20 protein-coding genes, 2 tRNA genes and 1 pseudogene are annotated in these 20944 nt (G+C 72.0%); 14 read left to right on the top strand and 9 right to left on the bottom strand.

Annotated elements, in window-relative coordinates; genetic code table 11:
• Positions 1 to 14 precede the first annotated feature (14 nt).
• On the top strand, positions 15 to 782 hold the full coding sequence (locus tag G6553_RS04610) for a lysophospholipid acyltransferase family protein (protein WP_166189575.1): 768 nt from the start codon (positions 15 to 17) through the stop codon (positions 780 to 782).
• Between the two features lie 242 nt (positions 783 to 1024).
• On the opposite strand, the gene G6553_RS04605 is transcribed toward G6553_RS04610, so the two are convergent.
• The 8 genes from G6553_RS04605 to rpmH all read right to left on the bottom strand — a co-directional run bounded on the left by G6553_RS04605 (position 1025) and on the right by rpmH (position 6274).
• Positions 1025 to 2047 (bottom strand): ParB/RepB/Spo0J family partition protein, encoded by a 1023-nt coding sequence (locus G6553_RS04605; RefSeq protein ID WP_347565492.1) that lies wholly within the window; start codon positions 2045 to 2047, stop codon positions 1025 to 1027.
• Positions 2044 to 3051, bottom strand: coding sequence for a ParA family protein (locus G6553_RS04600; RefSeq protein ID WP_347565491.1), 1008 nt, complete (start codon positions 3049 to 3051; stop codon positions 2044 to 2046). The genes G6553_RS04605 and G6553_RS04600 overlap by 4 nt, the downstream gene beginning before the upstream one ends.
• A gap of 102 nt (positions 3052 to 3153) precedes the next feature.
• The gene (gene rsmG / locus G6553_RS04595) at positions 3154 to 3840 is read right to left on the bottom strand and encodes a 16S rRNA (guanine(527)-N(7))-methyltransferase RsmG (RefSeq protein ID WP_347565490.1); all 687 of its coding nucleotides are present in this window, start codon (positions 3838 to 3840) and stop codon (positions 3154 to 3156) included.
• A gap of 73 nt (positions 3841 to 3913) precedes the next feature.
• Positions 3914 to 4369 (bottom strand): R3H domain-containing nucleic acid-binding protein, encoded by a 456-nt coding sequence (locus G6553_RS04590; protein WP_347565504.1) that lies wholly within the window; start codon positions 4367 to 4369, stop codon positions 3914 to 3916.
• A gap of 92 nt (positions 4370 to 4461) precedes the next feature.
• Positions 4462 to 5463, bottom strand: a complete 1002-nt coding sequence (yidC, locus tag G6553_RS04585; protein ID WP_347565489.1) for a membrane protein insertase YidC — start codon at positions 5461 to 5463, stop codon at positions 4462 to 4464.
• Between the two features lie 4 nt (positions 5464 to 5467).
• Positions 5468 to 5722, bottom strand: a complete 255-nt coding sequence (yidD, locus tag G6553_RS21580) for a membrane protein insertion efficiency factor YidD (protein WP_166189569.1) — start codon at positions 5720 to 5722, stop codon at positions 5468 to 5470.
• 13 nt (positions 5723 to 5735) lie between these two features.
• Positions 5736 to 6098, bottom strand: coding sequence for a ribonuclease P protein component (rnpA, locus tag G6553_RS04575; protein WP_166189567.1), 363 nt, complete (start codon positions 6096 to 6098; stop codon positions 5736 to 5738).
• 38 nt (positions 6099 to 6136) lie between these two features.
• Positions 6137 to 6274, bottom strand: coding sequence for a 50S ribosomal protein L34 (gene rpmH / locus G6553_RS04570; RefSeq protein ID WP_011758123.1), 138 nt, complete (start codon positions 6272 to 6274; stop codon positions 6137 to 6139).
• A gap of 515 nt (positions 6275 to 6789) precedes the next feature.
• Between rpmH and dnaA the strand changes: the two genes are divergently transcribed.
• Positions 6790 to 8355, top strand: a complete 1566-nt coding sequence (dnaA, locus tag G6553_RS04565; RefSeq protein WP_347565488.1) for a chromosomal replication initiator protein DnaA — start codon at positions 6790 to 6792, stop codon at positions 8353 to 8355.
• A 46-nt stretch (positions 8356 to 8401) separates the two neighbouring features.
• Here the strand turns inward: dnaA and G6553_RS04560 are convergent, their stop codons facing one another.
• On the bottom strand, positions 8402 to 8848 hold the full coding sequence (locus G6553_RS04560) for a MarR family transcriptional regulator (protein WP_347565487.1): 447 nt from the start codon (positions 8846 to 8848) through the stop codon (positions 8402 to 8404).
• 54 nt (positions 8849 to 8902) lie between these two features.
• On the opposite strand from G6553_RS04560, the gene G6553_RS04555 reads away from it, so the two are divergent.
• The 12 genes and pseudogenes from G6553_RS04555 (at position 8903) to G6553_RS04505 (ending at position 20878) form a co-directional block, all read left to right on the top strand.
• Entirely contained in the window at positions 8903 to 9319 is a 417-nt protein-coding gene (locus G6553_RS04555) for an organic hydroperoxide resistance protein (protein ID WP_166189565.1), read from the top strand.
• Between the two features lie 453 nt (positions 9320 to 9772).
• Positions 9773 to 10918, top strand: coding sequence for a DNA polymerase III subunit beta (gene dnaN / locus G6553_RS04550; RefSeq protein WP_166189564.1), 1146 nt, complete (start codon positions 9773 to 9775; stop codon positions 10916 to 10918).
• 42 nt (positions 10919 to 10960) lie between these two features.
• Positions 10961 to 11962, top strand: a pseudogene (gnd, locus tag G6553_RS04545) (phosphogluconate dehydrogenase (NAD(+)-dependent, decarboxylating)); the annotation flags it as partial.
• Between the two features lie 10 nt (positions 11963 to 11972).
• Positions 11973 to 13127: a DNA replication/repair protein RecF gene (gene recF, locus G6553_RS04540; RefSeq protein ID WP_166189560.1), complete on the top strand. Its 1155-nt coding sequence runs from the start codon at positions 11973 to 11975 to the stop codon at positions 13125 to 13127.
• Complete coding sequence (locus G6553_RS04535; protein WP_166189558.1) at positions 13120 to 13683, top strand: DciA family protein; 564 nt, start codon at positions 13120 to 13122, stop codon at positions 13681 to 13683. Before recF ends, G6553_RS04535 begins: the two co-directional genes overlap by 8 nt.
• Before the next feature lie 339 nt (positions 13684 to 14022).
• Positions 14023 to 16077, top strand: a complete 2055-nt coding sequence (gyrB, locus tag G6553_RS04530) for a DNA topoisomerase (ATP-hydrolyzing) subunit B (RefSeq protein ID WP_347565503.1) — start codon at positions 14023 to 14025, stop codon at positions 16075 to 16077.
• A gap of 73 nt (positions 16078 to 16150) precedes the next feature.
• Positions 16151 to 18940, top strand: a complete 2790-nt coding sequence (gyrA, locus tag G6553_RS04525) for a DNA gyrase subunit A (protein ID WP_166189555.1) — start codon at positions 16151 to 16153, stop codon at positions 18938 to 18940.
• Entirely contained in the window at positions 18940 to 19470 is a 531-nt protein-coding gene (locus tag G6553_RS04520) for a DUF3566 domain-containing protein (protein ID WP_166189553.1), read from the top strand. The genes gyrA and G6553_RS04520 overlap by 1 nt, the downstream gene beginning before the upstream one ends.
• Positions 19471 to 19570: 100 nt before the next feature.
• Positions 19571 to 19644, top strand: a tRNA-Ile gene (locus G6553_RS04515).
• A 51-nt stretch (positions 19645 to 19695) separates the two neighbouring features.
• Complete coding sequence (locus tag G6553_RS20920) at positions 19696 to 19824, top strand: DLW-39 family protein (protein ID WP_242679986.1); 129 nt, start codon at positions 19696 to 19698, stop codon at positions 19822 to 19824.
• A gap of 40 nt (positions 19825 to 19864) precedes the next feature.
• Positions 19865 to 19937, top strand: a tRNA-Ala gene (locus G6553_RS04510).
• A gap of 5 nt (positions 19938 to 19942) precedes the next feature.
• The gene (locus G6553_RS04505) at positions 19943 to 20878 is read left to right on the top strand and encodes a hypothetical protein (RefSeq protein WP_166189551.1); all 936 of its coding nucleotides are present in this window, start codon (positions 19943 to 19945) and stop codon (positions 20876 to 20878) included.
• The last annotated feature ends 66 nt before the right edge of the window (positions 20879 to 20944 follow it).

The following is a 20944-nucleotide window of genomic DNA, read 5'->3' as shown; positions in this document are numbered from 1 at the left end:
TCTACGCTCACCGCATGCGCGACATCAGCTACCCGCCCATCATCCTGACGGCGAAGACGGTCTTCCGCCTGCTGGGGCAGCGGTTCCAGATGAGCGGGACGGAGCACGTGCCCACGAGCGGGGGCGCGCTGCTGGCGTGCAACCACGTCGGCTACCTCGACTTCATCTACGGCGGCCTCGCGGCGAACCCGTCGGGGCGGCTGGTGCGGTTCATGGCCAAGAAGGAGATCTTCGACCACCCCGTGGGCGGCCCGGTCATGCGCTCGATGCACCACATCGCCGTCGACCGGGGCGAGGGGCTCGCGTCCTACCACGCCGCCGTCGACCACCTCCGCGCCGGCGAGGTGGTCGGCATCTTCCCCGAGGCCACGATCTCGCGCTCCTTCGAGGTCAAGGAGATCAAGACCGGTGCCGTCCGCATCGCCGCGGCGGCCTCCGTCCCGCTCATCCCGGTCGCGCTCTGGGGGACGCAGCGGATGCTCACCAAGGACCACCCCAAGGACTTCTCCCGGGGCAAGACCATCGCGATCCGGGTCGGTGAGCCGCTGCACCCGACCGGTGAGGACCCGGTCGCCGAGACCGCCGAGCTGCACGCCGCGATGTCGTCCCTGGTCGACGAGACGATCGCCGGCTACCCCGCCGACGAGCAGCCGCCGGGCAGCTGGTGGCTGCCCGCCCGCCACGGCGGGTCGGCGCCCACGCCGGAGGAGGCCCTACGCCTCGACGCCGAGGAGAAGCGCGAGCGCGCCGCCCGGCGGGCGGCCAAGCGCGCCCAAGGCTGATCCCGGCTGTTCCGGAACGTGTTCGCGGCCGATCCGACGCCGCTGACGGTCGTTGGCGGCCCTGATCCGGTTCTCCAGGAACGATTCTGAGCGAGCTCACCGCGTCGACAACTCCGCAAATGTGCGGGTCGGTCGCCCTGGGGGCGCTACCAGACCGACATTCGGGCGCAACTGCGCGGTTGTGGACCACTCGCAGCCCCCGACAGATCGTTTTGTCGACAAAACGATATATCGGCGAATGGCTAGATCACCCGGTCCTGGCGGTTCCGCGGGTCCATGATGTCGGCGATCCGCCGCAGGTCGTCGATCGAGGCGAACTCGACGGTGATCTTGCCCTTGGTGCGGCCGACGTCGATCTTCACGCGGGTCTCCAGGCGGTCCGACAACCGCTCGACCAGGTCGTCGACGTCGGCGCCCGTTTCACGTGAAACACGGGCCGTCCGCTTGCCGCCGCCGGTCTCGCCGACGGCGACGATCTCCTCGAGCCCGCGAACGCTGATGCCCTCGGCGACGACGCGGGAGGCCAGCCGGTCCTGCAGGTCCGCGTCGTCGACGGCCAGCAGCGAGCGGGCGTGGCCGGCCGACAGCACGCCGGCCGCCACCCGGCGCTGCACAGCCGGGCTCAGCCGCATCAGGCGGAGCGTGTTGCTGATCTGCGGGCGGGAACGGCCGATCCGCTGGGCCAGCTCCTCGTGGGTGCAGCCGAAGTCCTCGAGGAGCTGTGCGTACGCCGCGGCCTCCTCGAGCGGGTTGAGCTCGGAGCGGTGGAGGTTCTCCAGGAGGGCGTCCCGGAGCATGTCGGTGTCCTCGGTCTCCCGGACGATCGCCGGGATCCGCTCCAGGCCGGCCTCCTGGGACGCGCGCCAGCGGCGCTCGCCCATGACCAGCTCGTAGGCGTCCCGTCCGGTGCGCCGGACCACCACCGGCTGCAGCAGGCCGACCTCGCGGATCGAGTGGACCAGCTCGGCCATCGCGTCCTCGTCGAACACCTGTCGCGGCTGCACGCGGTTCGGCGTGATCCGCCCGACCGGGATCTCCGCGAAGTGGGCGCCCTCGACCGGAGCGAGCTCCTCGCCCGCCGGTCCGGTTCCCGTCGCGGCGACCCGGGCCGACCCGGTTCCGACGACCGGGGCACCGCCACCCGGGCGGCCGCCCTCGGCCGGCGCAGCATCCTCGGCAGGGGCATCGGCCGGCGACGGGCCGGTGGGGATCAGCGAGCCCAGGCCACGGCCGAGCCCACGGCGAGCAGGCGGCTTGGTCGTCACGCGGATGCTCCCTGGCTGGTCCGGGGCTTGGTCGCGATCTCCCGGGCGGCCTCCAGGTAGCTCAGCGCGCCGGGGGAGCCGGGGTCGTAGGTCATCACCGTCTGGCCGTACGACGGCGCCTCGGACACCCGCACGGAACGGGGGATCGCGGTCCGGAGCACCTGCGGCCCGAAGTGCTCGCGCACCTCCTCCGCGACGTTGGCGGCGAGCCGGGTGCGGGCGTCGTACATCGTGATCAGGATCGTGGACACGTCCAGCCCCGGGTTCAGGTGCGCCTTGACCATCTCGACGGTCTCGAGCAGCTGGCCGAGCCCCTCGAGGGCGTAGTACTCGGCCTGGATCGGGATCAGCATCTCGTCGCCCGCGACCAGCGCATTGAGGGTGAGCAGACCGAGCGACGGCGGGCAGTCGACGATGACGTAGTCGAACCGGTCCTCGCCCGCCTCCTCCGCAGTGCCGACGAGGGGGTGGCCCGTGATCGCCTTCTTCAGGCGTCCTTCCCGAGCGACCACGCTGACCAGCTCGATCTCCGCGCCGGCGAGGTCGATCGTCGCCGGGACCACGAACAGGTTCTCCAGGTCCTCGCTGGGAGCGACCACCTCCTCGAGGGGTACGCCGTCGACGAGCGCGTCGTAGGTGGACGGCGTGCCCCGGCGGTGGTCGATGCCGAGCGCGGTCGACGCGTTGCCCTGCGGGTCGAGGTCGATCACGAGCACCCGCTGGCCGAGCTGCGCCAGCGCTGCCGCGACGTTCACCGTGGACGTCGTCTTGCCGACGCCACCCTTCTGGTTCGCGACGACGAACACCCGGGTCGCGTCCGGCCGGGGGACCGCGGGCCGAGCGCGGGCGCCCTGCCGGGCCAGGATGCTGTGCTGGGCGGCCTTCGCCAGCGGCGTCTGGTCGTCCTCGAACCCCGTGCCGTATGCCGCCAGGTCGGCCGCCGTGCGGACCGTGAAACCTCGGTTCGCGGTCGTTTCACGTGAAACATCGGTCGGGTCCGGCACGGACGGCTCCTGTGGACAACATCGGTCGTTCTGTGGACAGTCACGCTCAGGGGCACCCCGCCGAGCGGTGGATAACTTCGGGGAGAGCGCTGTACGACCCGGTCAGCGACGCTTGCGCGAGGATCCCGAGCGCCGCCGGCCCGACGTCGCGCGCATAGCCGGCCCGGTGGTGCGCGGCCACGATACCGACGCCGGATCGGCCCACGAAACCCGGACGGCGACGGTCGTCTCCGGCAGGACGCCCACCCCCAGCTCGCGCACCTCCGGGGTCGCGCAGGCGAACCGCCCGAGCACCGGGGCAGCCTCCTCGATCTCCGCGGCGACGGAGGAGCCCTTCATCGCCAACAGCGCGCCGTGGGCGTCGACCAGCGGCATCGACCACTCGAGCAGCCGGCCCAGGGGAGCCACCGCCCGCGAGGTCACCACGTCGTAGCGGCGCTCGCCGTGCAGGGCATCGGCGCGACCACGCACCACCTCGACCTGGCTCAGGCCCAGCTCGTCGACGACCTCCCCCAGGAAGGTCGTACGCCGCAGCAGCGGCTCGACGAGGGTCAGCGTGAGGTCGGGTCGTGCGATCGCCAGCACGATCCCGGGCAGGCCGGCCCCGGACCCGATGTCGGCGACCGAGGAGCCCTCCGGCACCCACTCGCCGAGCACGGCGCAGTTGAGCACGTGGCGCGTCCACAGGCGAGGCGCCTCACGCGGGCCGATCAGCCCACGGACCACGCCCTCGGTCGCGAGCAGCTCGGCGTACCGCTCGGCCAGCGGCAACCGGTCGGACGCGAACACCCTCCGCGCCTCGGCGGGCACGGAGGGTGTCTCGGTTTCACGTGGAACGTCGTCGGTCATCGCGAGGGGAGGGTCACTCCGGCAGCACGACCACGTGGCGCCGGGGCTCGACGCCCTCGGACTCCGAGACGAGGCCGGCGGCGGCGACCGCGTCGTGGACGACCTTGCGCTCGAACGGCGACATCGGATCGAGGGAGACCGGGGCGCCGGACTCCTTGACCCGGGTCACCGTCTCCGCGGCCAGCGCGACGAGCTGCTCGCGCTTCTGCGCGCGGTACCCGGAGATGTCGAGCATGAGGCGGGAGCGCTCGCCGGTCTCGCGGTAGACCGCGAGCCGGGTCAGCTCCTGCAGCGCGTCCAGCACCTCGCCGTCCCGGCCGACCAGCTGCGAGAGCTCGGCCCCGACGACGGAGACGACCGCGCGGTCACCCTCGACGTCGATGTCCAGGTCGCCGTCGAGGTCGGCGATGTCCAGCAGCTCCTCGAGGTAGTCCGCGGCGATGTCGCCCTCGGCCTCGAGCTGCTCCACCCGGGAGGGACGCGCGTCGGCAGCGGCGGCGGCCGGCTCCTCGACCGCCGGGGCGTCCTGCGCGACGCCGGTCTGCTCGCTGGTCTCGTGGCTCACTTCTGCTTCCCACCTTCGGTCCTGCCGCCGGACGGGCGCTGCCCGCCGCCGGACTTGCGTTGCTGTCGGGTCTGCTTGCGCGGCTGCTGCCGCTGCGCCGGACGTCGCTCGACCGGCGTCTCGGGCACGGCCTCGACCGCCGTGGCCTCGGCCGGCTGGCCCTTGCGAGCGGCCTTGGCGCGGTCACGCTCCTGCTTCGCGGCGAACGCCGGCGTGCCGGGCGCGGGGTTGTTGCGGATGACGTAGAACTGCTGGCCCATCGTCCACAGGTTCGAGGTCGTCCAGTAGAAGAGGACACCGATCGGGAACGCGATGCCTCCGACGGCGAAGACAACCGGCAGCACGTAGAGCAGCATCTTCTGCTGCTGGGCGTACGGGCCGCTCAGCGCGTCTGCCGGCATGTTCTTGCTCATCAGCTGCCGCTGGGTGAGGAACGTGGTCGCGGTCATCGCCACGACGAGGACCGCGGCGAGGAGCATCACGCCGAGGTGGCCGTCGGCGTTGAGGAACGTGTTCGCGATCGGGATCTGGCCGAACAGCTCCGCACCACCGAACTGCTCGGCCTGCTCCTCGGTCAGCACGCCGCGCGGGTTCCCGTGCGAGGCCTGGTCGATCAGCCGGAACAGCGCGAAGAAGATCGGCATCTGCAGCAGGATCGGCAGGCAGGACGCGAACGGGTTGGTGCCCGCGTCCTTGTAGAGCTTCATCGTCTCCTGCGCGAGACGCTCCCGGTCGTGGCCGTACTTCTTTTGCAGCTCCTTGACCTTGGGCTGGATGAGCTGCATGTTGCGGCTGGACTTGATCTGCTTGACGAACAGCGGGATCAGCGCCGCACGGATCACCAGGGTCAGGCCCACGATCGAGAGCACCCACGACGCGCCGCCCGCGGGGTTGAGGCCCACCGCCTCGAAGGCCTTGTGGAACCCCACCATGACCACCGAGATCACGTAGTAGAGCGGCGTCATGATGAAGCTGCCGATGGAGGTGAAGAAGTCCACGGGGTCAGGCTCCTTGCGTCGGTGAGGGAGAAGGGCCCGCGCTGGTGCGGGGTGGAACGGGGTCGTAGCCGCCGGGGGCCCACGGGTGGCACCGGGACAGGCGTCGCACCGCCAGCCAGGTGCCGCGCAGGCTGCCGTGCACGGTGACCGACTCCAGGGCGTAGGCCGAGCAGGAGGGGTGGTAGCGGCAGACCTGGCCGTACAACGGGCTGATCACGGCCCGGTAGGCGCGCAGCAGCGCGATGAGGACGTGCTTCACCGGTGCACCGCCTTCACGCCGGCACCGCTGCGGAGCGCGCCAGGACGCGACGCAGGCCGTGCGCGAGGTCAGCGCCCAGCTCGGCGTACGACGCCTCCGCGGCCGCGGGCAGCGCCCGGACCACGAGCACAGCAGAGCCCGGGAGCGACGGAACGTGCTCCCGGGCCAGGTGTCGCAGACGGCGCTTCACGCGGTTGCGGGTGACGGCATCACCGACCGCCTTGCTCACGACGAAGCCCACGCGGGGTGGGTCGTCGCGGCCCTCGCCGGGGGTCCACAGGTGGACCACCAGCGTGCGCGACCCCGCTCGCTCCCCGGCACGGGCGGCGACACGGAACGAGTCCGCGTCGACCAACCGGTGCGCCGGTGGGAGCACAGCGGGGTCGGAGCTGGGCGGCGGCGCGGCGGCAGCCGTCAGACGGCCAGGCTCTTGCGGCCCTTGCGGCGACGCGAGGAGAGGATGGCGCGGCCGGCACGGGTGCGCATGCGCAGGCGGAAGCCGTGCACCTTGTGGCGGCGACGGTTGTTCGGCTGGTACGTACGCTTGCTCACGAGCTCTTCCTTCGGTGGTGGTTCGGGACATCGACCCCGGCGGGATCGGCAGTGCCGTCGTGGATCCGTGCGGACACGCCCCACGACTGCTTTTCGGCTGGCACCGCCCACCCACGCGAGGCTGACCTCCCGTGGACGTGCGGCACCGGTCGACACCGGGCGACCGGCCAACGGTACGCGCAGCCGAATCCCAGGGTCAAACCGGCGGAGAGCGCCTGGGGCGCCCCGCCGAGGCCAGCCTACGGGCCTGTGGATGACGGCTTGCCGGTGGCGCGATGCCGGGGTTAGGTTCGAGGCCGTCGAGATTCCCCTCCGGCCTCCCGCGGACGCCCGCCGACCGGCCCGGTGACCTGGGTCACCGAGGTTTTCAACAGGCGCCTGACCTGGGAAAACACCGATTCCACCGGAACCGGTGCCGGGTCTCGGCCAGACTCCTCCACAGCGAGCGGGTCGCGTTCACAACCTGTGGACAAAGCTGTGGAACACCGTGAGCAGAGAGAAGGGGACCACCCATCGTGGACCAGAGCACGCCGGACCTCGGCACCGCCTGGCGACAGGTCGTCGACGACCTCCAGCCGCACCAGCGGGCCTGGCTGACGGCCAGCGAGCCGGTGACCCTGCACGAGAGCACCGCGATCGTCGCCGTCCCCAACGACTTCACCCGGGGACAGCTCGAGGGCCGGCTCCGAGGTCAGCTCGAGGACGCCCTGACGATGGCCTTCGGGCGCGAGATCCGGATCGCGGTGACGGTGAACCCCGCCCTCGACCTCGAGGCGGTCGCGCCGCCGCCGGCGCAGCAGGCACCGGCCGAGCTCCCGGTCCACTCCGACGTCGACTTGTCGACATCTCGACAAGGCGCGCTCGCCTCCGTCCAGCCGTTGCGACCGGACGTCGACGCGCACGCCCTCGGCGGCGCGCCCGGGCCCGGCGCCGAGGTCGGCCGGACCGAGCCCACCGACGGTGGCTACCTCGGCGACAACTTCCCCGGCCACGGCGCGCACAGCGGCCCGGCCGGCGGTGACCACGGTCGCCCGACGGCGCTGGAGACCCGGCTCAACCCGAAGTACACCTTCGAGACGTTCGTCATCGGCTCGTCCAACCGCTTCCCCCACGCCGCCGCGGTGGCCGTGGCCGAGGCGCCGGGCAAGGCCTACAACCCGCTGCTCGTCTACGGCGACTCCGGCCTGGGCAAGACCCACCTGCTCCACGCGATCGGGCACTACGTCCGCAGTCTCTACACCGGGGCGAAGGTGCGCTACGTGTCGAGCGAGGAGTTCACCAACGAGTTCATCAACGCGATCCGCGACGACCGGCAGGACCGGTTCAAGCGCCGCTACCGCGACGTGGACGTGCTGCTCATCGACGACATCCAGTTCCTGGAGGGCAAGACCCAGACCCAGGAGGAGTTCTTCCACACGTTCAACACGCTCCACAACGCCAACAAGCAGATCGTGCTGACCTCCGACCGCGCACCCAAGCGGCTCGAGGCGCTCGAGGACCGCCTGCGCAACCGGTTCGAGTGGGGGCTCATCACCGACGTCCAGCCCCCGGACCTCGAGACCCGCATCGCGATCCTGCGCAAGAAGGCCGCGATGGACCGGCTCACCGCGCCGCCGGACGTGCTGGAGTTCATCGCCTCCAAGATCCAGACCAACATCCGCGAGCTCGAGGGCGCGTTGATCCGGGTGACGGCGTTCGCGAACCTGAACCGGCAGGAGGTCGACATGACCCTCGCCGAGATCGTGCTCAAGGACCTCATCCCCGAGGGCGGCGAGCCGGAGATCACCGCCGGGCTGATCATCGCCCAGACCGCGGCGTACTTCGGCCTCTCCATCGACGAGCTCACCGGTCCCAGCCGCGGGCGGCACCTGGTCATGGCCCGGCAGATCGCGATGTACCTGTGCCGCGAGCTCACCGACCTGTCGCTGCCGAAGATCGGCGCGCAGTTCGGCAACCGCGACCACACGACGGTGATGTACGCCGACCGCAAGATCAACCAGCTGCTCGCCGAGCGCCGCGCGGTCTTCAACCAGGTCAGCGAGCTGACCAACCGCGTGAAGATGCAGGCCCGCCAGGGCTGAGCCCCGGACGGAGCCCGGGCCGGGTCGGGCAGGGGCGGGCCGGGTCTCAGCCCGCGGAGGCGTCCAGGCCCTGCAGCAGCGTGCCGAGGTCGCGGCGCAGGCGCAACAGCTCCTCGAAGGACAACCCCATCCCCTCGAGCAGCCGGCCCGGCACGTCGGCCACCCGGTCGCGCAGGGCCGCGCCCGCGGCGGTCGGCTCCACGAGCACCCGCCGCTCGTCGGCCGGGTCGCGCCGCCGCGAGACGTGGCCGGCCGCCTCCATCCGCTTCAGCAGCGGCGTGAGCGTGCCGGAGTCCAGCCGCAGCCGGCGCCCGAGGTCGCCGACGCTGACCGGCCCGTCGGCCTCCCACAGCGCGAGCAGAGTGAGGTACTGCGGGTAGGTCAGGCCGACGTCGGCGAGGAGCTCGGCGTACCGCTGGGTGACCGCACGGGTGGCGGCGTACAACGGGAAGCAGAGCTGCTCGTCCAGGGCGAGCTGGGGGTGGTCGGTCACGCGACCCAGGCTAACCCCTTGCGCTATTCCATTGTGCACAATACGTTTGCGCACATGAAGACTCTCTACACCGCCAGCGCGGCCGCGACCGGGGACGGCCGCAACGGTCACGTCCAGTCCACCGACGGCTTCATCGACGCCGATGTCCGCACCCCGCCGGAGATGGGCGGCCCGGGTGGGGCCACCAACCCCGAGCAGCTCTTCGCCGCGGGGTACGCCGCCTGCTTCCACTCCGCCCTCAAGCTCGTCGCGGGCAAGGCCGGCGCTGACACGACCGACTCCGAGGTCGTCGCCGACGTCTCGATCGGCCCGAACGACGAAGGCGGCTTCGCCCTGGCCGTGCAGCTGGAGGTGACGCTCCCCCAGGTCGAGGCCGACCGGGCTCGGGAGCTGGTCGAGCAGGCCCACCAGGTGTGCCCCTACTCCAACGCGACCCGCGGCAACGTCGAGGTGACCCTCACCGTCGCCTGATCCCACAGGCGTCCTCCACAGCCGGCGAACCACCGTTCCTGTCGTTCCCGCTGTGGACCAGCCCGCCCCGCAGGCACGAACTACACGGGGAGGATCTGGGGAGAACCCGAGGAACCACTCCGCGCCGACGGCCGGGCTCCACACCGGCAGCCCGGCCGTCCCGTGTGGTTCCACAGCCCCTGTGAGTCACGAGTGCACCGCACGACCTGGGAGAACGCGGTTCCTCCACAGATTCCACTGCACCTATGACTCCTCCCTACCTCCAGACATCCCGATCCCCCGTGGAACTCCACCCGGCCCCTCCCCCTGGGGACGAACGACCCGGCCGGTCCTCCCGAGGTCGCGCGCCTCCACAGCAGCGGTCGAGGGCAAACCACACCGAACCTCCCGCGCCCGCACCCCACGTGGCAGGATGCGCATCCCGTCCGTCCCTGACCTGAAGGACCACGAATCGTGAAGTTCCGCGTCGACCGCGACGTGCTCGCGGATGCCGTCGCCTGGGCCGCCCGCAGCCTGCCGGTCCGACCGAGCGTGCCGGTGCTCGCCGGTCTGCTCATCGACGCGAGCGACGACGGCCTGGTGCTCTCGACCTTCGACTACGAGACGTCCGCCCGGGCGACGCTCAGCGCCGAGGTCAACGACGAGGGCCGCGCCCTGGTCAGCGGGCGGCTGCTCTCCGACATCTGCCGCAGCCTGCCGAGCAAGCCGGTCGAGATGACGCTCGAGGGCGCCCGGGTCTCGCTGACCTGCGGGTCCGCGCGGTTCAGCCTCCAGACGATGCCGGTCGAGGACTACCCGACGCTGCCGGAGATGCCGGCGGCGACCGGCACGGTGCAGAGCGACGAGTTCGCGCACGCAGTCGCCCAGGCCGTCACCGCGGCCGGTCGCGACGACATGCTGCCGGTCCTGACCGGCGTGCGGATCGAGATCGACGGCTCGACGATCTCGCTGCTGGCCACCGACCGCTTCCGGCTCTCGCAGCGCGAGCTCGGCTGGGACCCGCGCACCCCCGACGAGTCCGCCGCCGCGCTGGTGCCGGCCAAGGTGCTCGGCGACACCGCCAAGTCGCTCACCGCCGGCAGCGAGGTCACCATCGCGCTGGCGGCCACCGGCTCGGGCGAGGGCATCATCGGCTTCGAGGGCAACGCGCCCGGCGGCGTACGACGCACCACCACGCGGCTGCTGGACGGGGAGTTCCCGAAGGTCCGCAGCCTGTTCCCGAACGAGCACCTCACCGTCGCGAAGGTCGAGAAGGCCGCGCTGGTGGAGTCGGTCAAGCGCGTCGCGCTCGTCGCCGAGCGCAACACCGCGGTGCAGCTGGCGTTCAGCGACGGCGTGCTCACGCTCGACGCCGGCTCCGGCGACGAGGCGCAGGCCTCGGAGTCGATCCCGGCCGAGGTCGACGGCGACGACATCACCACGGGCTTCAACCCGCAGTTCCTGCTCGACGGCCTGACCGCCATCGACCAGCCGGTGGTCGAGCTGGCGTTCACCCAGTCCTCGAAGCCGGTCGTCATCAGCGGGTCCGCCCCGGAGGGCGCCGAGGCGACCGACCCGGGCTTCCGCTACCTCCTGATGCCTCGACGACTCCTCTCCTGAGGGTGGGTACCGTCCGGCGTACGGCCTGACCCCCACAGCCCTCACAGGAGGAAGCAGATGGACCTCGGACTCGTCGGCCTCGGCAAGATGGGCGGCAACATGCGCGAGCGCCTGCGCCGCGCCGGCCACACCGTCGTCGGCTACGACCGGAACCCGGACGTCAGCGACGCCGACTCGCTCGAGGACATGGTCTCCCGGCTGCCCTCCCCCAAGGTCGTGTGGGTGATGGTGCCGGCCGGTGACCCGACGCACGCGACCGTGGCCGAGCTGGCCGGCCTGCTCGGCGAGGGCGACCTGGTCATCGACGGCGGCAACTCGCGCTGGACCGACGACCTGGCCCACGCCGAGCGGCTCGCCGAGAAGGGCATCGGCTTCGTCGACTGCGGCGTCTCCGGTGGCGTCTGGGGCCTGGAGAACGGCTACGCGCTGATGTACGGCGGTGACGCCGACGACGTCGCGAAGGCCCAGCCGATCTTCGACGCGCTCAAGCCGGAGGGCGAGTTCGGGTCGGTGCACGCCGGCAAGGTGGGCGCCGGCCACTTCTCGAAGATGGTCCACAACGGCATCGAGTACGCGATGATGCAGTCCTACGCCGAGGGCTGGGAGCTGCTCGACAAGGTCGACATGGTCGAGAACGTCACCGAGGTGATGCGCTCGTGGCGCGAGGGCACGGTCATCCGGTCCTGGCTGCTCGACCTGCTGGTCGCCGCGCTGGACGACGAGCCGGGCCTCGAGGGGATCCGCGGCTACGCCGAGGACTCCGGCGAGGGTCGGTGGACGGTGGAGGCCGGCATCGAGCACGCCGTCGCGACGCCGGCGATCACCGCCGCGCTCTACGCCCGGTTCGTCTCCCGCCAGGACGACTCGCCCGCGATGAAGGCGGTCGCGGCGATGCGCAACCAGTTCGGCGGCCACGCCATGCAGACCGCCGCGCCCAAGGGCGGCGACGCGGCCGGCACCCCGGCGGAGAGCGGTACGCCGGACCAGTCCGGGTCGGCGCAGCAGGCCGGCTCCGGCGACGGCTCGGCGCCCGCGGAGAGCTAGCCGACCCACGGTGCACGTCTCCCACCTCACCCTGCACGACTTCCGCTCCTACGCCTCCGTCGACGTCGAGCTCGGCCCGGGCGTCACGGCGTTCGTCGGCCGCAACGGTCAGGGCAAGACCAACCTGGTCGAGGCGGTGGACTACCTCTCCCGGCTCAGCTCGCACCGGGTCGCCAGCGACGCCCCGCTCGTGCGGGCGGGTGCCGACCAGGCCGTCGTCCGCGCGGCGGTGGTGCGCGACGGACGGACCGCGGTGCTCGAGGTCGAGATCAACCCCGGCCGCTCCAACCGCGCGCGGATCAACCGCTCGCCGCTCCCCCGCGCCCGCGAGCTGGTCGGCCTGGTGCGCACGGTCGTCTTCTCCCCCGAGGACCTCACCCTGGTCAAGGGCGACCCCTCGGACCGCCGGCGGTTCCTCGACGACCTGCTGGTGCTGCGCGCGCCGCGCCTGGCCGGCGTGCGCTCGGACTACGACCGGGTGCTGAAGCAGCGCAACTCGCTGCTCAAGACGATCGGAGCGGCCCGCCGGGGCAGCTCGTCGCAGGAGGCCGCGCTCGCGACCCTCGCGGTGTGGGACGACAACCTGGCGCGGACCGGCGCCGAGCTGCTGGCGGCCCGGCTCGGCCTGGTGGAGCGGCTGGCGCCGTACGTCGGCAAGGCCTACGAGACCGTCGCCCGCGGCGCGGGCCGCGACGACGCCGAGATCGAGTACCGCCCCTCCTTCGACCTCGGCGACGCGCGCGACGCCGCCGCGCTGGGCGAGCGGCTGCTCGCGGAGGTCGAGCGCCGGCGCGGCGACGAGATCGACCGGGGCATCTCGCTCGTCGGGCCGCACCGCGACGACCTGCTGCTCACCCTCGCCCAGGGCGGCGGCGAGCAGAAGCTCCCGGTCAAGGGGTACGCGTCGCACGGCGAGTCCTGGTCCTTCGCGCTGGCGCTGCGCCTGGCGTCGTACGACCTGTTGCGCGCCGACGGCGACGACCCGATCCTGGTGCTCGACGACGTCTTCGCCGAGCTCGACACCGAGCGGCGCGCGCAGCTGGCCGAGCTGGTGGCCGGCGCCGAGCAGGTCCTGGTGACCGCCGCGGTCGGCGCGGACGTGCCCGAGGCGCTGGCCGGCGCCCGGTTCACCGTCGCCGGAGGTGAGGTACGCCGCGATGACTGACGAGCCGGACGCGCCTGCCGCGACCCCCGACGACCTCGACCACTCCGACGACCCCGACCCCGAGCACCGCGACGACGGCCTCGACCTCGCCCGGGCCCTGACCCGCGCCACCGCGGGCTCCACCCCGCGCGCCCGGCGCCGCCGGCCGTGGACGGAGCGACCGCGCGGGACCCGGGTCACCGGCTCGCACCCCGACGACCGCGACCCCCAGCTGATCGACAGCACGCTCGGTCGGCTGGTCGCCGAGCGCGGGTGGGAGCTCGACCTGCGGGTGCACGGCGTCTTCGGGCGCTGGGCCGAGCTCGTGGGCGACGACGTCGCGGCGCACTGCACACCGGAGTCCTTCGAGGAGGGCCGGCTGGTCGTGCGCACCGACTCGACCGCGTGGGCCACCCAGCTGCGGCTGCTCGCGCCGGCGGTCGTGCGCCGGCTCAACGAGGACCTCGGGCACGGCACGGTCACCGTGATCGAGGTGCTGGGACCGCACGGACCGACCTGGAAGAAGGGCCCGCGCTCGGCCCGCGACGGTCGCGGACCTCGCGACACCTACGGCTGACGTTCTGGCGATCTGGGAGCCCCGGAGCCGTACCCGTCCCTGTCCGACCCCCTGGTCGCGGCTCCTGGTGCCGGTTGCGAGCCGCCTAGGGGCTCGCGCGCGGACCGGACGCCCCCGCGCCACGGCTCGTCGCGTGGCTGGCGGCCCGCCAGGCGGTACCATGGCCGACGGGTCGCGTGCGCGCGACCCGTTCCGTGCCGGGCCCTCGTTCCAGGGCGGCCCGCCCGATCGCCCGAGAAGAAGGTGGACGTGTCCGAGGAGAGTCTCTCCCCCGCCCAGTCCGAGGCAGAGCAGCAGGCCGCGGCACATCCCGAGGCCCAGGCCGAGCAGGTCGCGGCGGTGCTGTCCTCCTCCCGCGTCGAGGCCGACTACGACGCCTCCGCCATCCAGGTCCTGGAGGGCCTCGAGGCGGTGCGCAAGCGGCCGGGCATGTACATCGGCTCGACCGGTGAGCGCGGCCTGCACCACCTGATCTGGGAGATCGTGGACAACGCGGTCGACGAGCGGATGGCCGGCTACTGCGACCGCATCGTCGTCACGCTGTGCGCCGACGGCGCGATGCGCGTGGAGGACAACGGCCGCGGCATCCCCACCGACACCGCCGCCGGGCAGGAGCTCCCCGCCCTGACGCTGGCGCTGACCGTCCTGCACGCGGGCGGCAAGTTCGGTGGCGGCGGCTACAAGGTCTCCGGCGGTCTGCACGGCGTCGGCGTCTCGGTCGTGAACGCGCTGTCGACCCGCCTGGTCGCCGAGGTCCGCAACCGCGGTCACCTGTGGCGCCAGACCTTCCTCCTCGGCGTGCCCCAGGGGCCGCTCGAGCAGGTGCGGCCGATGGAGGAGGGCGAGCGCACCGGCACGACCATCACCTGGTGGGCCAGCCCCGAGATCTTCGAGACCACGACGTACTCCCTGGAGACCATCACCTCCCGGATCCGGGAGATGGCCTTCCTCAACAAGGGCCTGGAGATCGTCGTGCGCGACGAGCGCCAGGGCGCCGAGGCCGTCGCCGAGGCGGTCGAGGACGACACGGTCGCGGACGCCGTCGACGGCGCTGCCGACGCCCCGCAGAAGTCCGGTGGCGCGCTCGAGCAGGTGTTCAAGTACGACCGGGGCCTCGTCGACTTCGTCGCGCACCTCAACCGCACCCGGACCGCCTCGAACCCCACGGTCATCTCCTTCGAGGCCGAGTCGCCGGCCGAGGTCGAGAACCACATGTCGCTCGAGGTCGCGATGCAGTGGACCGACACCTACAACGAGTCGGTCCACACCTTCGCCAACGCGATCAACACCGCCGAGGGCGGCACGCACGAGGAGGGCTTCCGCGCGGCGCTCACCTCATTGGTCAACTCCTGGGGCGAGGACTGGGGCCTGATGAAGAAGGCCGAGGACCGCGTCAAGGGCGAGGACATTCGCGAGGGCCTGACCGCGATCATCTCGATCAAGCTCGCCGAGCCGCAGTTCGAGGGCCAGACCAAGGGCAAGCTCGGCAACACGGAGGCCAAGGGCTTCACCCAGCGCGTCGTCAACGACCAGCTCGGCGCGTGGTTCGAGCAGAACCCGACGGAGGGCCGCGAGATCATCCGCAAGGCGCAGGCTGCGGCGCAGGCGCGCAACGCCGCCCGCAAGGCCCGCGACCTCGCGCGTGACCGCAAGGGCCTGCTCGGCAAGGCCGGCCTGCCCGGCAAGCTCTCGGACTGCCAGTCGACCAACCCCGCCGAGTGCGAGGTCTTCATCGTCGAGGGCGACTCCGCGGGCGGCTCGGCCCGGCAGGGCCGCGACCCGCGGATCCAGGCGATCCTCCCGATCCGCGGCAAGATCCTCAACGTCGAGAAGGCGCGCATCGACCGGATCCTGGGCAACCAGGAGGTGCAGTCGATCATCTCCGCGCTCGGCACCGGCATCCAGGAGGACTTCGACCTGGCGAAGCTGCGCTACCACAAGGTGGTGCTGATGGCCGACGCGGACGTCGACGGCCACCACATCAACACGCTGCTGCTGACGCTGCTGTTCCGGTTCATGAAGCCGCTCATCGACCACGGCCACGTGTACATGGCGCAGCCGCCGCTGTACCGGCTGCGCTGGAACAAGCCGCACGAGCACGAGTTCGTCTACTCCGACGCCGAGCGCGACGCGCTGCTGGCGGCGGGCCTCGAGGCCGGCAAGAAGCTGCCCAAGGAGAACCCGGTCCAGCGCTACAAGGGTCTGGGCGAGATGAACGCCAAGGAGCTGTGGGAGACCACGATGGACCCCGACCAGCGGCTGATGCTGCAGGTCACGCTGGACGACGCCGCCCAGGCCGACGAGATCTTCTCGATCCTCATGGGCGAGGACGTCGAGCAGCGCCGTTCCTTCATCCAGCGCAACGCCAAGGACGTCCGATTCCTGGACATCTAGGCGCTCTGGCCCTTTCTGGGCCTTTCTAGAGCGAGCCCTAGACATCCGGTAGAACCAGCGAGAGAGAGCAATCGTGACCGAGACGCCCACCGACGGCGGCGGACCGACCACCCCGGGCCCCGGCGGCCGCATCGAGCCGGTCGAGCTGCAGACCTCGATGCAGCGCGCCTACATCGACTACGCGATGGCCGTCATCGTCGGCCGCGCGCTGCCCGACGTCCGCGACGGGCTCAAGCCGGTGCACCGCCGGGTGCTCTACGCGATGTACGACGGCGGCTACCGCCCCGACCGCGGCTTCTCGAAGTGCTCGCGCGTCGTCGGCGACGTCATGGGTCAGTACCACCCGCACGGCGACACCGCGATCTACGACACCCTCGTCCGCCTGGCGCAGCCGTGGGTGATGCGCGCGCCGATGATCCAGGGCCAGGGCAACTTCGGCTCGCCAGGCAACGACGCGGCCGCGGCGATGCGGTACACCGAGTGCCGGATGGCGCCCCTGGCGCTGGAGATGGTCCGCGACATCGACGAGGAGACCGTCGACTTCCAGCCCAACTACGACGGCCGCTCCCAGGAGCCCGTCGTCCTGCCCTCCCGCATCCCGAACCTGCTGGTCAACGGCTCGGCCGGCATCGCGGTCGGCATGGCGACCAACATCCCGCCGCACAACCTGCGCGAGGTCGCCGACGGTGCCCGGTGGGCGCTGGAGCACCCCGACGCCAGCCGCGAGGAGCTGCAGGACGCCCTGATCGAGCGGATCAAGGGCCCCGACTTCCCCAACGGCGCGCTCATCGTGGGCCACCAGGGCATCGAGCAGGCCTACCGCACCGGCCGCGGGTCGGTCACCCAGCGCGCGGTCATCGAGGTCGACGAGGACCAGGGCGGTCGCACCTGCTTGGTGATCACCGAGCTGCCCTACATGGTCAACCCCGACAACCTCGCGCTGAAGATCGCCGAGCTCGCCGACTCCGGGCGCGTGCAGGGGATCGCGGACGTCCGCGACGACACCTCCGACCGCACCGGCCAGCGGCTGGTCGTGGTGCTCAAGCGCGACGCGGTCGCCCGCGTGGTGCTCAACAACCTGCTCAAGCACACCGAGCTGCAGACCAACTTCAGCGCCAACATGCTCGCGCTCGTCGACGGTGTGCCCCGCACGCTGAGCATCGACCAGTTCATCAGCAACTGGGTCGAGCACCAGGTCGAGGTCATCCGGCGCCGCACGGAGTACCGCCTGCGCAAGGCCGAGGAGCGCGCCCACATCCTGCGCGGCCTGGTCAAGGCCCTCGACATGCTCGACGAGGTCATCGCGCTGATCCGGCGCTCGCCGGAGGTCGACGACGCCCGCCAGGGCCTCATCGAGCTGCTCGCCATCGACGAGCTGCAGGCCGACGCGATCCTCAACATGCAGCTGCGGCGGCTCGCCGCGCTCGAGCGCCAGAAGATCATCGACGAGCTCGCCGAGATCGAGCGCACCATCGCCGACCTCAACGACATCCTCGCCAACGTCACGCGCCAGCGGCAGATCGTCAGCGACGAGCTCGCCGAGATCGTGGAGAAGTACGGCGACGACCGGCGCACCCAGATCATCGCGGCCGACGGGGACCTCTCCATGGAGGACCTCATCCCCGACGAGGACCTCGTCGTCTCCATCACCCGGGGTGGCTACGCCAAGCGGACCCGCGCGGACCAGTACCGCACGCAGAAGCGCGGCGGCAAGGGCGTGCGCGGCGCCTCGCTGCGCGGCGACGACGTGGTCGAGCACTTCATCGCGACGACCAACCACCACTGGCTGCTGTTCTTCACCACCGCGGGCCGGGTCTACCGGACCAAGGCCTACAACCTGCCCGAGGCGTCCCGCGACGCCAAGGGCGGCCACGTGGCCGGGCTGCTGAGCTTCCAGCCCGACGAGTCGATCGCCCAGGTGCTCGCGATCCGCGACTACGAGCAGGCGCCGTACCTCGTGCTGGCGACCCGCAACGGCCTGGTCAAGAAGACGCGCCTCGGCGACTACAACAGCCCCCGGCAGGCCGGCGTCATCGCGATCAACTTCCGCGAGGACGACGACGAGCTGATCGGCGCGGAGCTGGTCAACGCCGAGGACGACATCCTGCTGGTCTCCCGCAAGGGCCAGGCGATCCGGTTCCGTGCCGACGACGCCCAGCTGCGGCCGATGGGCCGCGCGACCTCCGGCGTCTCGGGCATGAAGTTCCGCGAGGGCGACTCGCTGCTCTCGCTGTCGGTCATCCGTGCCGCGCAGGTGGCCGCCGAGGAGGCCGCCGGCCTCAGCGAGCAGGCCGAGGACTCCGCCGCGGTGGAGGCGACCGCCGAGCAGGTCGAGGAGGTCAAGCCGCAGTACGTCTTCACCATCACCGACGGCGGCTTCGCCAAGCGCACCCGGATCAACGAGTACCGCCTGCAGTCCCGCGGCGGCCTGGGCATCAAGGCGATGTCGCTGGCCAACGAGGAGCGCGGCGGCCTGGTCGGCGCGTTCATCGTCGAGGACGGCGACGAGATCCTCTCGATCACCGAGAAGGGCCAGGTCGTCCGCAGCCCCATCAACGACCAGTTCCGCCCCACCGGCCGGTCGACGATGGGCGTGAAGTTCGTGACGCCGAAGTCCGGCGACGCGGTCGCGGTGGTCGCCCGCTCCGGCGAGGCCCGCGTCGAGGAGGAGGTGGCCGAGGCCGCCGACGCCGCTGCTCAGGAGGTCGTCCAGGCCGTCACCGAGGACCCCGCCGTCGAAGCCGCTGCCGTGGAGACCGCCGACCTCGAGCAGGACGTGGAGTCCGAGGAGACGGCCGATTCCGGCCCGGGTGCAACAATCGAGCCGACCGACGCCACCGACGAAGGCGAGGGTGAGGACTGATGTCCGACCGCTCCACCGAGGAGACCGCCGTACGCCCAGGCCTCGGCGAACGCCTCCAGGCGAAGCTCTCGAGCGCCGCCGACGAGCACCGCGCCAACGCCGGGTCCGGCCCCGCGCCGGCCGGCCGGACGAGCGCCGCGGCGACGAGCGGGCGAGGTCCGCGGCGGGCCCGGCTGCGCCTGACCCGGGTCGACCCGTGGTCGGTCATGAAGACGGCGTTCCTGCTCTCCATCGCGTTCGCGGTCGTGACGGTCGTCTCGGTCTTCATGATCTGGTCGGTGCTCGGCGCGGCCGACGTGTGGGACTCGATCAACCGCACCGTCCAGGACGTCGTCGGTGGCGAGGACGGCGGCGACTTCGACATCGAGAACTACCTGGGCACCTCCCGCGTGCTGGGCTTCACCATGCTGGTCGCGGCGATCGACGTGGTGCTCCTGACCGCGGTCGCGACGCTCGGCGCCTTCCTCTACAACATGGCGGCCGCGCTGCTCGGCGGCGTCGAGGTCACCCTCGCGGAGGACCAGAACTGATCAGCGACCCCCCGCGGCCCCCGTTTTGGGGGCGCCGCGGGGGGTCGGCTAGTGTTTCCCCTCGGTCGCGCCAGCGACCGCCCCGGCCCCGTGCCGGAGCGGGCCTATAGCTCAGACGGTTAGAGCGCTTCCCTGATAAGGAAGAGGTCACAGGTTCAAGTCCTGTTAGGCCCACCCACCTGGCTGCACCAGCCGCACCGCCCGCCGCGCACCGGAGGTCACCCGATGAAGAAGATCGTCCTCCTCGCCCTGGCCGCCGTCGGCGCGGTCATCGCGAAGAAGAAGTACGACGAGGGCCAGCACGAGCAGGCGCTGTGGGCCGAGGCGACCGACAGCGTCCGCGCCTCCTCCTGAGCCGTCCGCTCCTCCCGAACGCCGCGCCCCGGGCGCGCACGGGGCCTTGGCGCAATTGGTAGCGCACCTGCTTTGCAAGCAGGGGGTTAGGGGTTCGAGTCCCCTAGGCTCCACACCGATGTCACCGAAGACCAGCAGGCTCGCCGCGGGCGTCGCCGCAGCCCTGCTCCTCTCCTCCCTCGCGGCCTGCACCGAGGACACGCCCGCGCCTGCTCCGGCGCCGGCGCCCAGCACGACGGCCGTCCCGGAGTTCGACGTGCGGGACGAGGCCGCGGCCGCCGTGCTGCCGCTGGTGCCGGCGTCGGCGACGTCGCTGTCGGTGACCGACCTCGAGCGGGTGCGCCTGCAGCTCGGCGTCGCCGCGCTGACCGGGCAGGCACCTCCTGCGGAGCGGGCACGGTTCTGGGCACGTGCCGAGCGGCAGGCGCCGCTGCTCACCCCGGGCCTGCTGCGTCCGGTCGAGGAGCGGCTCTCCCGCGACTACGGCTTCACCCAGGACGACGTGCGCTGGGAGGCGCGGTTCGACGGTCCCGACGGGGCCGGCTGGGTGCTGTCGTTCCGGCTCGGCATCGACATGGCCGTCGTGCAGCGCGCCGTGCGGGACCGGGTCGGCATCCTGGCCGGCGCCGAGGTCCGGGCCGAGGACAGCCTGGTGGTCTCCGGTGCGGTCGACGACGGGACCGGGTCGTGGGCGGCCGAGCCCGCGCTCGCTGCGCTGGTCGGGTCGCCGGCTGACGCGACGTACGTCGAGCGCGGCTGCGTCGAGGCGCCGGCCGGCGTCGACACCGCCGGCCTCGACGGGCTCGAGGCGTGGTCGATGGCGCTCCAGGGCGGCCTGGCCACCGCCCGGCTCGGCGAGCGGCGCTCGGACGCCTTCGCCCGGCTGCGGCTGGGGGAGACCTGGCCGGCCCGGGGCACGGCCTTCACCGACGGCTTCCGCGACGGCGTGGCCGACCCCTCGACCGGCCGCGTGGGCTACCGCCTCGTCGACCCCGTCGTCGGCGCTTCCCTCGTCCGCGACCGGGTCGCGCCCTTCGCCGCCTGCGCCGACTGAGGGCCGCCGGCGCTCGCTGCTCGACCAACGGTGGGGGCGGTGCGACGGGGGTCACGCCGTAGTCTG

The sequence above is a fragment of the Nocardioides sp. IC4_145 genome (genome assembly GCF_011250565.1).
In the GTDB taxonomy this organism is placed as follows: domain Bacteria; phylum Actinomycetota; class Actinomycetes; order Propionibacteriales; family Nocardioidaceae; genus Nocardioides.
The sequence above is the reverse complement of the archived record's forward strand: the minus strand, read 5'-3'. Positions and strand labels throughout refer to the sequence as shown.